Annotated in this window: 14 protein-coding genes; 7 read left to right on the forward strand and 7 right to left on the reverse strand. The window is 59.0% G+C overall.

The features are described from left to right. The first annotated feature begins 81 nt into the window (after positions 1-81). The 7 genes from flgK to ACOZ42_RS05560 all read left to right on the forward strand — a co-directional run bounded on the left by flgK (position 82) and on the right by ACOZ42_RS05560 (position 9,435). On the forward strand, positions 82-1,797 hold the full coding sequence (gene flgK, locus ACOZ42_RS05530) for a flagellar hook-associated protein FlgK (protein WP_426345633.1): 1,716 nt from the start codon (positions 82-84) through the stop codon (positions 1,795-1,797). Positions 1,798-1,832: 35 nt separating this feature from the next. After that, positions 1,833-3,050 (forward strand): flagellar hook-associated protein FlgL, encoded by a 1,218-nt coding sequence (gene flgL / locus ACOZ42_RS05535; RefSeq protein ID WP_426345634.1) that lies wholly within the window; start codon positions 1,833-1,835, stop codon positions 3,048-3,050. A gap of 124 nt (positions 3,051-3,174) precedes the next feature. Continuing rightward, positions 3,175-4,554, forward strand: a complete 1,380-nt coding sequence (locus ACOZ42_RS05540) for a methyl-accepting chemotaxis protein (protein ID WP_426345635.1) — start codon at positions 3,175-3,177, stop codon at positions 4,552-4,554. After that, on the forward strand, positions 4,554-4,991 hold the full coding sequence (locus ACOZ42_RS05545) for a hypothetical protein (protein WP_003804661.1): 438 nt from the start codon (positions 4,554-4,556) through the stop codon (positions 4,989-4,991). Before ACOZ42_RS05540 ends, ACOZ42_RS05545 begins: the two co-directional genes overlap by 1 nt. A 21-nt stretch (positions 4,992-5,012) precedes the next feature. Further along, positions 5,013-6,719, forward strand: coding sequence for a methyl-accepting chemotaxis protein (locus ACOZ42_RS05550; protein WP_003804659.1), 1,707 nt, complete (start codon positions 5,013-5,015; stop codon positions 6,717-6,719). Positions 6,720-6,838: 119 nt separating this feature from the next. Further along, on the forward strand, positions 6,839-8,749 hold the full coding sequence (locus ACOZ42_RS05555) for a DUF294 nucleotidyltransferase-like domain-containing protein (protein ID WP_240209346.1): 1,911 nt from the start codon (positions 6,839-6,841) through the stop codon (positions 8,747-8,749). Continuing rightward, a complete protein-coding gene (locus ACOZ42_RS05560; RefSeq protein WP_059317901.1) occupies positions 8,746-9,435 on the forward strand; it encodes a 3'-5' exonuclease in 690 nt (229 codons plus the stop codon). The genes ACOZ42_RS05555 and ACOZ42_RS05560 overlap by 4 nt, the downstream gene beginning before the upstream one ends. Here ACOZ42_RS05560 and fliR read toward each other — a convergent pair. From fliR to ACOZ42_RS05595, 7 genes are all read right to left on the reverse strand, one after another. Continuing rightward, a complete protein-coding gene (gene fliR, locus ACOZ42_RS05565) occupies positions 9,432-10,217 on the reverse strand; it encodes a flagellar biosynthetic protein FliR (protein ID WP_039943987.1) in 786 nt (261 codons plus the stop codon). The genes ACOZ42_RS05560 and fliR overlap by 4 nt on opposite strands. Before the next feature lie 92 nt (positions 10,218-10,309). Further along, positions 10,310-10,579 carry a flagellar biosynthesis protein FliQ gene (gene fliQ / locus ACOZ42_RS05570; protein WP_003804652.1) on the reverse strand — a complete coding sequence of 90 codons (270 nt, stop codon included), beginning with the start codon at positions 10,577-10,579 and terminating at the stop codon, positions 10,310-10,312. A 9-nt stretch (positions 10,580-10,588) separates the two neighbouring features. Beyond that, a complete protein-coding gene (gene fliP / locus ACOZ42_RS05575; RefSeq protein WP_039944016.1) occupies positions 10,589-11,359 on the reverse strand; it encodes a flagellar type III secretion system pore protein FliP in 771 nt (256 codons plus the stop codon). Positions 11,360-11,366: 7 nt separating this feature from the next. Next, positions 11,367-11,642, reverse strand: a complete 276-nt coding sequence (gene fliO, locus ACOZ42_RS05580) for a flagellar biosynthetic protein FliO (RefSeq protein ID WP_003804646.1) — start codon at positions 11,640-11,642, stop codon at positions 11,367-11,369. 30 nt (positions 11,643-11,672) lie between these two features. After that, positions 11,673-12,176 carry a flagellar motor switch protein FliN gene (gene fliN, locus ACOZ42_RS05585; RefSeq protein WP_003804644.1) on the reverse strand — a complete coding sequence of 168 codons (504 nt, stop codon included), beginning with the start codon at positions 12,174-12,176 and terminating at the stop codon, positions 11,673-11,675. Next, positions 12,173-13,180 (reverse strand): flagellar motor switch protein FliM, encoded by a 1,008-nt coding sequence (gene fliM / locus ACOZ42_RS05590; RefSeq protein ID WP_059317899.1) that lies wholly within the window; start codon positions 13,178-13,180, stop codon positions 12,173-12,175. Before fliM ends, fliN begins: the two co-directional genes overlap by 4 nt. Next, positions 13,181-13,666, reverse strand: a complete 486-nt coding sequence (locus tag ACOZ42_RS05595; RefSeq protein ID WP_230406276.1) for a flagellar basal body-associated FliL family protein — start codon at positions 13,664-13,666, stop codon at positions 13,181-13,183. Between the last annotated feature and the right edge of the window lie 12 nt (positions 13,667-13,678).

Genomic DNA, 13,678 nt, shown 5'->3' on the forward strand with positions numbered 1-13,678 from the left:
CACCAAGGTGGTCGTTAAAAAGCAGCATGTTCATTTTTCGCCTTGGACACAACGGGCCGGGCAGGACAGAAAGGATTTGATATGAATCTCGCCAACCTTGGTATTACCGGCTTGTATGCCGCTCAAAAGCGCATGCAGGTGACGGGCCACAATATTAATAATATCGATACCCCTGGCTATAACCGCCAATCGGTTCTGGTTGAGACGGCTGGTTCGGTAGGAGGCAGTGCCGGTTATTACGGCCGCGGTGTGCAGGTCGTGACGGTGCAGCGCTCCTACGACAATTTTCTGTATCAACAGCTGGTGCGTTCCCAGACCGCCGGAGCGGCTCTGGTCAGCTACGGCACCGAAATTGCCCAGCTGGACAATCTGTTCTCGGATCGTACGGTCGGTGTCAGCCCCGCCTTGCAGAATTTCTTTGACGGGCTGGAAGCGGTTGCCTCGCAGCCTGCCGATCCTTCGGCACGCCAGGAACTGTTGGGCCGCGCCGAAAGTCTGGCCACCCAGATTCGTGACGCCACCTCCTACATGAACCGCGTGAACGAGAACATCAACACGCAGGTTGGAACCACGGTTACCCAGATCAACAGCTATCTGGAGCGGATCGACAACGTCAATAAGCAGATTGCGGCTGCCAAGGGAACCACGCCCGGGCACGAGCCCAATGATCTGCTGGACCAGCGCGAACAGTTGGTGGCCGAACTGGGACAACTGATTGACGTTCGCACCGTCGAGCAGGACGGGCGCTTGAGCGTGACCACCGCAGGTGGCCAGATGTTGTTGGGTGGCGAGCGGGTCTATCCCTTGCATGCGGTGCGTTCCGCAGAAAACCCTGAGCGGTTTGTGGTCGGGTTTACGTCTGCCCTGAACGTGGACGGCAAGATGGTGGTGACCGAGTTTCGTGAAGGCGCGATCAAAGGCGGCACGCTCGGTGGCCTGCTGCAGTTCCGTCAGGAAAGTCTGGAGCCCGCCATCAGCGCCCTGGGGCGTCTGGCCGTGGGCCTGGCCCACACCGTGAACGATATTCACCGTCAAGGCATTGACTTGAAGGGGGAGGCGGGCAAAGACATATTCAGCGTCAGTGGCCCCAAAGTCGTGGCCAATGGCACCAATCCCGTCAGCAGTGGCGTACCCGGTGTGTCCTTCTACAAGGACCCGATTGATCCGGCTGATCCCAGCAAGGGTTACACCCAACCCGTGGACAAGCTGACCGGCGATAACTACCGGATCGAGCGTGTGGACGGACGCTTTCAGTTGCGCAATCTGAGCAGCAACGACATTACGCCCCTCAATGGTCCGGACCAGGACGGCGGCATTACGCGGGTGGATGGCCTGGAAATCGACGTGTCCAGCCTGAAGACCCAGTCGCAGGATGGGGATTCCTGGCTGGTTCAGCCTACCGCCACCGCTGGCAGCAATTTACAGGTGGAGATCAAGCGTCCCCAGGATATTGCCGCGGCCAACCCGGATACCGGCTCGGCCAATGGCACGATCGCTCAGAAACTGGCGGATCTGCGCAATACCAAAGTGTTGGCGGACGGCTCCCTGAGCCTGAATGACTCCTTTGGCCAGATCGTGAACCGGATTGCGGTGCAAACGCAGCAAAACGGCACCGCGGCCAAGGCGCAACTCAAGCTGATCGAGCAGAACTATGCCGCTCAGCAGGCCTTGTCGGGCGTTAACAAGGATGAGGAATACATCATGCTCCAGCGTTTTCAGGAACAGTATCAGGCGGCCGCCCGTTTGATTGATGTCAGCTCCCAGATGTTTGACACCCTGTTGGGCCTGCGTACGTAAGTACGGCGATTCAGTCTTGAAATTGGAACCTTGCTATGCGTATTAGTTCTTCTCTTTTTTTTCAGACAGGCCTGAACTCGATCAACAAGCAGCAGTCCGATCTGATGCGTGTTTTTCAGCAGATGGGCTCGCAAAAGCGGATGATCACCCCCTCGGATGATCCTTTGGCGTCGGCCCAGACCATCAATCTGGCGCAGTCGCAGGCCATGGACAAGCGCTATGGTGAAAACCGCGAAGTGGCCATGCGTTCGCTGGGTGAGGAAGAAAACCTGCTCAATGCCGTCAACCTGCAGTTGCAGGGCGTGCAAACCCGTTTGGTGGAAGCTTCCACGGGCACCATGTCGGATGCCGATCGCAGCACCTTGGCTACCGTGATCGAAAGTGCGCTGGATACCCTGTTTGGCTTTGCCAACACCAAGGATGGTTCGGGCCAGTATCTGTTCTCCGGGGCTAAAGGGACGACTCAGGCGTTTGAGCGGACGGGAAACACCTTTACCTACACGGGTGACACCAACAGCCGTGATATTCAGGTTGAGCAAACCCGCCAGATGGACTCGGCCGATCATGGTCGCACCATCTTCGAGCGGGCCAACCCCGGATCGACAGCCTACTTCACCCAGGCCAACGCCAACAGTGGCTCGGCTGTGCTCAGCGCCCCCAACGGCAACTCGTCCTTGCCTGGCGCGCAGGCCAATTACACCATCCGATTTACCTCGGAAACGGATTACGACATCGAGGTGAACGGGGCGGTGGTCAGTCAAGGTGTGCTGGATGAGAACGAGCGTCAGCGCATCAGCCTGCCTGGCGGGGTCAGCGTGCAGATCGAAGGCAAGCCCGCCGTAGGCGACAGCTTTGCCATCAGTTCGGTGGACAGCACCAGCCCGGCTGACATGAATATGTTCAACACCTTGCAGTCGGTGGTGGACGCCTTGCGCAAGCCTGTCAGTGGGGACCCGGTTGCCCAGGCCGAGTTTCGCAACGCGATGAACTCAGCCATACAGCGTATCGGGGAGAACTTCGACAATGTGCAGACCGTAATTTCGTCGGTCGGTACGCGCATGAATGAAATTGAAGCGCTCAGCGCCAATGGGGCTGCCCGAGCCCTTAATTACACCAATGAGCTCTCGCGTCTGGAAGATCTGAATATTTTTGATGCGTCCACTCAGTTGGAGCTGCGCAAGGCTGCGCTGGAAATGTCGGCGATGGCATTTCAGACGATTCAGAGCATGAGCCTGTTCAATTTGAATCGCTAGGACGCTGTTCCTTTTTTGGGTGGTTTTTCCTTAACCGGCAGTCAAGCACCACGTGCGGGAATCTTCTATGCTTTTTAAGAATTTGAGTCTAAGGGTCGGCATGACCTTTTGTATTGCTGCTCTGATGGCATTGACAGTGGCCATGGCAGCCTGGGCGCTGTATTACTTTCATGGTCTGTTGGCCCTGGGCTCCGGTGACGCGGTGTTGCGCACCTTGCAGGAGCAGCAGAGCACCTTCAACATTGTCTTGACCGTCGTGCTGGTGCTGGCCGTGTTGTTGGGGCTGGCGGCCATCAGCTACTTTCTCCGTCGGGTGGTGCGTCCCTTGGGTGACTTTGCGGCGTACTTTGATGCCATTGCCAAAGGCGACCTGACCCAACGTATCCATGTTCTGACCTCCAACGAAATCGGTGACTTGTTCGAGTCGCTGGGTCGCATGCAGGAGTCCCTGGTCAAGACCACCACGGCGGTGCGTCTGGGACTGGAGGAGATTCATGCCGGCGCACAGGAAATTGCCCAGGGCAACACCAATATCAGCAGTCGTACCGAAGAGCAGGCTGCTTCCTTGCAGCAGACGGCTGCCAGCATGGAACAATTGGCTGGGACCGTTCGCCAAAATGCCGATAACGCCCAGCAAGCCAATCAGTTGGCCGCGACCGCCTCGGATGTAGCACATCGTGGGGGGAGCGCCGTCAATGAAGTGGTAGCCACCATGCAGGGGATTTCGGCCAGTTCCAACAAGATCTCCGATATTGTGGGCGTGATTGACAGCATTGCTTTCCAGACCAATATTCTGGCCCTGAACGCGGCGGTTGAAGCGGCTCGTGCGGGTGAGCAGGGCAAGGGTTTTGCCGTGGTGGCCGCTGAAGTCCGCGCTCTGGCACAACGCAGTGCGCAGGCCGCGCGTGAAATCACGGCCCTGATCGAGGATTCGGTGCGTAAGGTCACGGAAGGTTCCTCGCAGGTGGAACGCGCGGGCGCCACTATGCAGGAAATTGTGGATTCCGTGCGTCGTGTCACCGACATCATGGGTGAGATCACGGCCGCAACGATTGAGCAGTCCTCCGGTATCGATCAGGTGAATCGCGCTGTCTCGCAGATGGATGAGACGACGCAGTACAACGCCCGTCTGGTGGAGCAGGCCGCTCTGGCTTCCTCGGGGCTGAGCGAGCAGGTCACCAAGGTCAACCAGGCGATCGCGTTCTTTCGCTCGCCGGGCACGGAAGTGATCGACGTCAGCGCCCGCCGCGTCGCTAACCGTCGCAGTGCCAGTGCATCCTCATCGGACGCCGAGACACGTCGCACGCCATCCTTGAAAGGTGTGGCGAACGCTGCCAAACCTGCTGCGGGCGTGAGCAGGGGGCTGTCGGCTCCCGCCAAGACCTCGCCGCCTGCTGCCAAGGCCACCGCCGCTACTCAGGAAGATAGTCAGCGTCTGTTGCGTCCCGACTTGAGCGGCAAGCCTCACAGTGCCTCTTCGGACGATGATTGGGAGGAGTTCTAATGCCTTGCTCCCGACTGGGTATCTGGGTCGGGCGGGGCCGTAAGACACTGATCGGTTTGTGCTTGCTGACCCTGGCTGCTTGCGCCACCCAGGGCTCGTCTTTCAAGGCGTCGGGGCTGAATGATCTGGTCCTGGGCCAAAGCACGCGTGCTGACGCTGAGCAGTCCTTGCAAGGCCGTCCACACCAGGTCTACCGACAGCTCGACGGCAGTGAAATGGCCGTGTGGTTCCAGGGGACAACCCTGGCAACGGACGCGGTCTATTTTCGCCAGGAGTTGTGGCTTCAGTTTGATGCCCAGGGGCGTTTCCAGCATGTGGTCAAACGCAGCCATATTCCTTCCATGTACCGCGAGCAAGCGCGTAGCGCTACTACAGGCTCGGTCACGATTGAGCACCCTGGCACGGAGATGATTACCATCTTGCCGGTCAGCCACTAGAGTTTTCTTTGGATTTAGCAAATGCTGGGTATTGAAAGCAGTCTTCCGTCCGCGTCCCGCGCATCTAAACGTCGTTCCTCCAAATCGTTTCGTCCCAGCCTGAAGTCGGCGTCGGGCTTGAAGATCAGCACCATGCTGATGATTTGCATGGGATTGTTTTTGGTCCTGATTGTGGCGGTAGGGGGGCTGGCCGCCTATTACCTGCAGCAAAGTGGCGAGGCCTTGCGTACGATCAATCGTCAGGATCAGCGTGCCATGCAGATCCTGCAGTTGAACAACAATATGATGGAAGCCCGCGTCAGCTTGATGAGCGCGGCGCGCTTCTATCAGGAAGCCGGTATTGATGATGATCAGAACCTGCTGCAAAGTGCCGAGAACTCTGTCACGCTGGCCACGCAAAAGCTGGATGAGGTGCGCAAGGCCTTTGCCGATATTCGTGCCAATATGCCGACCGAGCCTGAGCTGCGCCGTTTGGCCATGGGACTGGTTGCGTCCTATCAGGCTTATCTGGATGACGGGATTGAACCCATGGTTCAGGCACTGGAAACCCGTGATTACAGTACCTTTTACTTTGTCAGCGAAGGTTTTGGCGTTTTGCGCGCTGCCACTTTCCAGTTCCGCATTGAGGAGCTGAGCAAGTTCTACAACGAGCAGACTGACGTGTTGCTGGAGCAGGCAGAACTGCAAACCCGTGTGGCCAATATCGTCATCGCCCTGGCCTTGTTGCTGGGTCTGGCCATTATTGTGGCCTTGCGACTGGTGCTGGGCCGCACCGCGTTGACCCCCTTGCGTGAAGCCGGTATGCATTTTGACCATATTGCCAACGGCGATCTGACCAAGAAAATTACCTACCGCTCGGCCAATGAGGTCGGGGTGTTGTATGACGCCATGCGTCGCATGCAACAAAGCCTGCAGGGGATCGTGCTGACCGTGCGCCAAGGTGTGGACGAGATCGCCTCGGGTTCTTCGCAGATTTTTGCCGGTAATACCGACTTGAGTTCCCGCACCGAGCAGCAAGCTGCCGCTTTGCAGGAAACGGCGGCCAGTCTTGAAGAATTGGCCAGTACGGTGCGTCAGAATGCCGACAATGCCCATCAGGCCGATCAGTTGGCGCATAACGCCGCCAAAGTGGCACAGCAGGGTGGTGAGTCGGTCGGCGCGGTCGTTCACACGATGAACCAGATTTCCGCTCGTTCCGGACAGGTAGCCGACATTGTTAACGTGATTGACGGTATTGCCTTCCAGACCAATATTCTGGCCTTGAACGCCGCGGTGGAAGCGGCTCGCGCGGGAGAGCAGGGCAAGGGCTTTGCCGTGGTGGCCGGAGAGGTGCGTAGCCTGGCACAGCGCAGCGCCCAGGCCGCCAAGGAAATCAAAGGTCTGATCGAAGCCTCGCAAAACGAAGTCCAGACCGGAACGCAGCAGGTGGCCAGTGCGGGCGACATCATTCAAGAGGTGGTGCGTGCGGTCAATAGCGTCACCACCTTGATGAGCGAGATTTCCTCGGCCTCGCAGGAGCAGACGGCCGGTATTGAGCAGATCAACACGGCAGTGGCTCAAATGGATGCTGTGGTGCAGCAAAACGCCTCGCTGGTCGAGGAGGCGGCGGCTGCGGCAGGCTCCTTGCAGGCACAATCCGAGACCCTGGCAGAGGCCGTGTCCCAGTTCAAGGTTCAGGAAGGGGATGTGATTGATATGGCCGAACGCGATTACGACCGGTTGCGCTAAGCCTTTTGGGGGAAAAAACGGGCGGGTGCCTATAGTTGAAATCCCCTAGAAAATCAGGGTCCGCGAGGGCGATGCTGCATGGCACAATAATTCTTTGTCCCTAGCCAGCAGAGACGCCCATGTCCTTCGCGATTCCCGGTGAATCCGTGGCCAAGACGGCGGTGCGCCAGAAAGCGCCCGGCATCTTGGCCTGGTTGATTGCTTACCCACCTTTTGATCAGATGCAGGCACAGCACTGCGATTACCTGATCGAACATAGTGAGCTCCGGTTTTTCTCGGCCGGGCAGGTGCTGTTGGAGCAGGGCGCGCGCGTCGATCAGCTCTATCTTGTTCGCCAGGGACAGATCGGCACCCAGGCGCACGGCGAAACCCAGGAGTATGTGGAAGGAGACCTGCTGCCAGTGCGTGAGCTGGTGTCCGGGCAAGCGCTGGAGAGCGCCTACCAGGTACAGGAAGACTGTTTCACCTTGTGTGTGGCCGGTGAGGCCGTTGCGCATCTGTTGAGCATCAGCGAACCGTTTCGGGATTATTGTCTCCGCGGCACCAGCAGTTTGCTGGCTTCGGTCTGGCGCAGCGCTCAGAAAAGCGCCAGTGCCGATCTGGGGGCCAGTTATACCTTGGACATGAGTCTGCAGTCCCTGACAGAACGGGGACTGCTCAGTTGTCTGCCTGATTGTCCGGTCGAGCAGGCCGTCAAAGACATGCACGAGCGGCAGGTCAGCAGCATGGTCGTGGTCAATGCCGATCAGCATCTGTTGGGGATCTTCACCTTGCGCGATCTGCGCCGTCTGGTGGCTGGAGGCCAATACGATCCAGGTCAGGCCATGTCGGAAATCATGACGCCGGACCCGGTCTGGCTTGCGCCTCAGGCTTCGGCGTTTGATGCGGCGCTGTTGATGGTCGAGCATCAGATCGGTCATGTCTGCCTGGTTCAGGATCATAAAGTGGTGGGCATGGTGTCCGAGCGCGATGTGTTCTCCTTGCAGCGCGTCGATCTGGTCCACCTGTCGCGTGCCTTGCGTTGCGCCCAGGATGTGTCCGGGCTGGTGCGCTTGCAAGCCGATATTGGCCGACTGGTCGATGCCATGCTGGCCCACGGTGCGCGCTCTGAGCAACTGACTGCCGTAATTACGCGTTTGAATGACCATACGGTTCAGCGCACGATCGAACTGTCTTTGCCCGGCTCGGGGCTGGATGGCATCGAGTTTTGCTGGCTGGCCTTTGGCAGCCAGGCCCGGGGTGAGCAGACCCGCCACACCGACCAGGATAATGGCATTTTATTTAGCGCCAGCTCGCCGGAGCAGGCCAACGCCTACCGGGCCTTGCTCCTGCCGTTTGCGCGTCGGGTCAACGAGGCTCTGGACCGTTGCGGCATGGCCTGGTGTACGGGCAATATCATGGCCAGCAACCCTGAGCTATGTCTTTCCGAAGCGGAATGGTTACATCGTTTTCAGATCATGATCGAGCGGCCGGCACCCGAGCAGTTGCTTGAGTCCACGATTTATTTTGACTGCCGGAGCATCTGGGGGCAGACCAGCCTGTTGCAACGTCTGCAGCGGCGCGTGCTGGGCATGGTGAACGATAATCCGGTGTTTCAGCGCATGCTGGCTCAAAGCACCTGTCAAACCCGCATTCCCAGTGGCAAAAAGCGCAGTCGTTTGGAGGCCTTGATGGGGCAGGGCGATGACAAGCTGGATATCAAGAAGCAGGCATTGGCCCCGATGGTGGATGTGTTGCGCGTGCTGGCGCTGGCCCACGGCTGTGAGTTGCCTTCGTCCATGGACCGGTTGGCGGTGTTGACCCAGCGTGGCGTCTTTAGCGCAGAGGAGTCGGAGGGCCTGCGCGAGGCCTACCGTTATTTGCAGTTGCTGCGTTTGCAACATCATCAGACGCAGTTGCAACAAGGCCAGGAGCCGGACAATCTGGTGCGTCTGGGCAGCTTGGGCGCACTGGATGCCCGTGTCTTGCGCGAGGCCTTGTCACAAGTGCGTCGTGCCCAGCGTATTCTGGCGTTCCGGTACCGCTTATGAAATTGCTCTCTTGGCTCCCCTGGCGACGCGCTTCCTTCGCCGCCCGTAGCCCCTCCCTGTCCTGGAGCGGGGTGGATGAGCTCACATGGGACGAAGCGGCATTTACCGTGTTGGACCTGGAAACCAGCGGGCTGGAACCCAAACGCCACCATATTGTGCAAATGGGCGCAGTACGACTGGAGCGGGGCTCGATTGCCCTGGGCAATGTGTGGGCCGGTCTGGTGCGCGCACACGGCGAACGCAGTCCAGAGAGTCTGCTGATTCATGAGATCAGTCCGCAGCTGCAGGAAAAAGGTGAACCCTTGCCGCAGCTCATGCGTGACTTTGCCCGTTATTCGGAAAACTCGGTCTGGGTCGCCTGGGATGCCGATTTTGATCTGGCATTTCTGGACCGTGCCTGGCCTCAGGCCGGTGTGCAACAGGCCCGGCCTCTGGCCCTGGATCTGGCTGAACTGGCAGCGTGTCTGCTGCCCGAATGGCGTGGTCGTCGACTGGGCCTGGATGATTGTCTGCGGTATTGTGGTCTGCCGGTCAGTGAGCGGCATGATGCCCTGGGAGACGCGTTGATCAGCGCCCAGTTGATGCAGTTGTTGATTGGACGTGCCAAACAAAAAGGTGTCCTGACGCTGGGCCAGGCCCGGCGTCTGATGCAGGCGCACAAGCAGCGCCAGGCCCATGCCTTTTAAGGGCCAGCCAGCCCGAGGGCAACCCGCATCATGGCTTCGTAGCCGGAGTTGAACAACTGGGCGAGAAAGGGCGTGGTTTGCGGGATCACCACGACCAGCAAGGTCAGGCCGATGGTCAGCGTAATCGGAAAACCCACCGCAAAAATAGTCAGCTGTTGGGCGGTACGGTTCAATATGCCGAAGGCCAGGTTAATGGTCAGAAGCACAATAATCAGCGGCAGGGCCAGCAGCATGCCTGACACCCACAACTCGCTGCTCCAGTCCAGCAATGCCCCCCAGCCATTGATGTTCAGGTCTGCACCGATGGGCAATACGTGGAACGTGCGCACCAGCACACCCAGCAAAAGCAGATGACCGTTCAGGGCCAGAAAAGTCAGCACCGCAATCACGTTCAGCAGCCGCGACAGCACGGCGGTATTGGCGCCCGTGGCCGGATCAAAGAAGGAGGCGAAGGACAGGCCCATCTGCAGCCCGATGAACTCGCCCGCTGTCTGTACCGCTGCGAATACGATACGCATGGTGAGCCCCAGCGCGACGCCGATAAACACTTGTTGCGCCGCAATCAGCAAAGCCTCGTACGAGGCGGTGGGCAGATCAGGCAGTGGGGGCAGCGAGGGCGCTACGATCAGAGCGAGGATAAAACCCAGCCCGATCTTGGCGCGTTTGGGAATGGCGGATTCACTGAAAAAAGGAACTGTCGCCAGTGTGGCCAGAATGCGGATGAACGGCCACAGAAAGGCGTTCAGCCAGGCATGGAGCTGGGCGGAGTTCAGGTCAAGCACGGTGCGCCTGGGGCCTGCGGGTCTGACAAGGCCGTGCGCCTTGCCAGACACATGGTGGTGGGCTCACGGCAGCCTCCTCGCTCCGGCCTGTCCTAATTGACCAGGCCGGGAATGCCGCGTAGCAGGCCCTGCATATAGTCGACCATATTGTTGATCAACCATGGGCCCAGCAGCACTACGGTAATGCCCATGGCCAGCAGCTTGGGGATGAACGACAACGTCATTTCATTGATCTGGGTGGCCGCCTGGAAGATACTGATGCCCAGACCCACGACCAGCACCACGATCAGCATGGGGCCGGCCATGGACAGAGCCAGTTTCAAGGCGGTATAGGTCATGGACATGACGGTTTCGGGAGTCATGGCGGTCCTTTATTGATAGAAGCTGCGGGCCAGCGAACCCAGCAGTAAATGCCAGCCGTCGGCCAGTACAAACAGCATGAGCTTAAAGGGCAGCGAAATGGTCACGGGCGGGACCATCATCATCCCTAAGGACATCAGCACGCTGGCAATGACCAGGTCGATGATCAGAAAGGGAATGAAGATCGTAAAACCGATCTGGAAAGCGGTTTTCAGTTCGCTGGTGACAAAGGCGGGCACCAGCACACGCAAGGGAACTTCTTCGGGCGTTTGCAGCTCGCCCACGCCCGCCATATCGCCAAACAATTTCAAGTCGGCTTCGCGGGTCTGATGCAGCATAAAGGTTTTCAGGGGCTGAGCGCCTTGCTCCAGGGCCGCCTCAAAGCTGATCTTGTTTTCCGACAGCGGCTTGTAGGCGTCCTGATACACCTGGTCAAACACCGGCGACATCACGAAGAAGGTCAGAAACAGAGCCAGACCCACCAGCACCGTATTGGGTGGCGCTGTCCCCGTGCCCATGGCATTGCGCAGCAGGCCCAACACGATAATGACACGGGTAAAGCCGGTCATCATCAGCAGGGCCGCCGGCAGAAAGGACATCATGGTCAGCATGGCCAGGGTCTGGATGCTGAGCGACCAGGTTTGCGAACCGTTCGGGCCCGCGGTGCTGGTGATGGCCGGAATGGCCTGCCCCACGGCCTGGGAAGGCAGGAACAGGCAGATCAGAGCCAGAAGCAGAGCGATACTGACGTGTGCTCGGGCAGGGGATGAAAATGCAGTCATGATGCGTTCAGCGGGGCGCACGGTGCTGGTCCAGATGGGTCTGGAAATCTGCCTCGGGGCTGGCAGACGCCTGTGTGTGCAACAGGCTGATCTGCTGGGGAGTGATGCCAATCAGAATTTCGCGCTCGTCAATCCGGATCAGGGCGACGCTGCTGCGCGGGCCCAGACGCCGGTTGTCCAGAATCTTGATGCGTTGCTGATTCTGATTCCTGAGCAGTCCGCCGCGGCGGGCCACCCAGGCTGCTGCCAGAATCAGGCCCACAACCAGCAGCAGGCTAAGCATGATTCTGACGAGCTGGGCTTGTTCCATGTTCTAGCGACGACCGTTCAGTCGCTGGATACGGTCCGAGGGCGTCACAATATCGGTGACGCGAATCCCGTACTTGTCGTCTACGACCACCACTTCACCCTGGGCGATGAGGTAGCCGTTCACATAAATATCCAGGGGCTCGCCGGCCAGGCCGTCCAGCTCCACGACCGAGCCCTGGCCCAGTTGCAGAATGTTCTTGATGGTCAGGCGGGTGCGACCCAGCTCTACCGACAGCTGGACGGGGATGTCCATAATCATGTCGATATCGGTGGTTGCCGTGTTCTGGGCCGGTTCCATGGGGGGGAACAGATTGCTGGCCGGGCTGGGTTCGTGCACCGGCGTAGCCGCGCTTTGCTCGGCCAGGGCCGAGGCCCAGTCATCTTCCAGGGGCTGTTCCAGACCTTGGGCCTGGGTGCTGCTTTGGGTGCCGGCCTGTTGCTCAGCCATCGCGGCTGCCCAGTCGTCCTCGGGCGCAGACCGGTCGTTAGGGTTGTGAGGGTCGCTCATAGGGACTTACCTTTAGTCAAATCGCTGTCGTTGGTGGCCAGGATGTTTTCTACCCGCAGGGAGTAACGGCCGCCGGAAGTGCCATACTGGCATTCCAGAACCGGCACCCCATCCACGTGGGCTTCAATTAGAGTGGGGATGTCAATGGGCAACACATCATTGACCTTGAGCTGAGTGAGCTCGGCAATGGTCATGTCGATATTGACAAAGTTGGCAATCAGCTCGACTTCGGCGCTGCGCACCTGGCGCGAGAGCTGCTGGGTCCAGCGCTGGTCGATGGCATCGGTGCCCTTGTCTTGCAAGGGGCGCGTCAACAGGTCGCGCACCGGCTCGATCATGGAGTAGGGCAGGCAGATGTTCAGATTGCCGCCTTGGGCGCCGAATTCAATATTGAACGAGGTCACCACCACGATATCGTTGCTGCTGCTGATGCTGGCAAACTTGGTGTGCATTTCCGAGCGCATGTACTCCGCCTCAAGCGGGTAGATCGACTCCCAGGCGCCGCAATAGCTCTCCAGGGTCAGGGTCAGCAAACGCTGGATAATGCGTTGTTCTGTGGTGGTGAAGTCGCGACCTTCCACACGCGTGTTGTAGCGGCCATGGCCACCAAACAGGCTGTCGATAATCAGAAAGACCAGGTTTGGGTCGTAGGTGAACAGCGACACGCCACGCAGGGGCTTTAAGGCAACCATGTTCAGGTTGCTGGGCACGGGCAGGTTGCGCTCGAAGTCCGAGTACTTCTGAATGCGAATGGAGCCGACGGTAATGTCGGCGTTGCGGCGCATGAAGCTGAGCATGGTCGAGCGCAGCCGACGGGCAAAGCGCTCGTTGATCAGCTCCAGCGTCTGCATGCGGTGGCGCACCACCCGATCTGGCGAGGTCAGGTCATAGGCCCGCACGCCAGAGAGGTTTTCATTCAGGGGCTTGGTGTCAGCGCCTTCGCCGGTAACACCGGCCAGCAGTGCATCGACTTCGTCTTGGGATAAGAAGCTCTGATACGACATTTATTGGATGACAAAGGCGGTGAACAGGACATCATTGATGTGCGGAACAGCAGGATTGGGCGGGTAGGGCTCTTTCAGGCCCGCGCTCAGCTGTGCAACCAAGGCTTGACGCCCTTCGGAAGTCTGGATGTAGGTGGGACGCTGTTCAGCCAGGATCTTGAGCACCCGGTCACGAACCATGGGCATGTACTCCACCAGCATGGCGCGCGAACCATCATCCTGAACGCGCAAGGTGATGCCCACATACAGAATGCGCGAGCGGCCATTCTCGTTCAGGGTGACGGTGAACGGGTCCAGCGGCGCAAAAATGGGCTTGGCGTTGATCTTGACGGCGGCAGGCTCGTCAGGGGCAGGAGCGGCTTCAACCGACTGGCCTTTTTCTGCCCAGGCCAACCACGCAGGCGGGCTGCTTTGTTGCCAGGAGTAGTACAGGGTTGCGCCCACGCTAGCGGCGATAATAAACAGAACCAGCAGACCGGTTTTCATCAGGCGTGCAAG

The organism is Alcaligenes sp. HNGD-HTN06 (assembly GCF_049932565.1).
Classification (GTDB): Bacteria; Pseudomonadota; Gammaproteobacteria; order Burkholderiales; family Burkholderiaceae_B; genus Alcaligenes; species Alcaligenes ammonioxydans.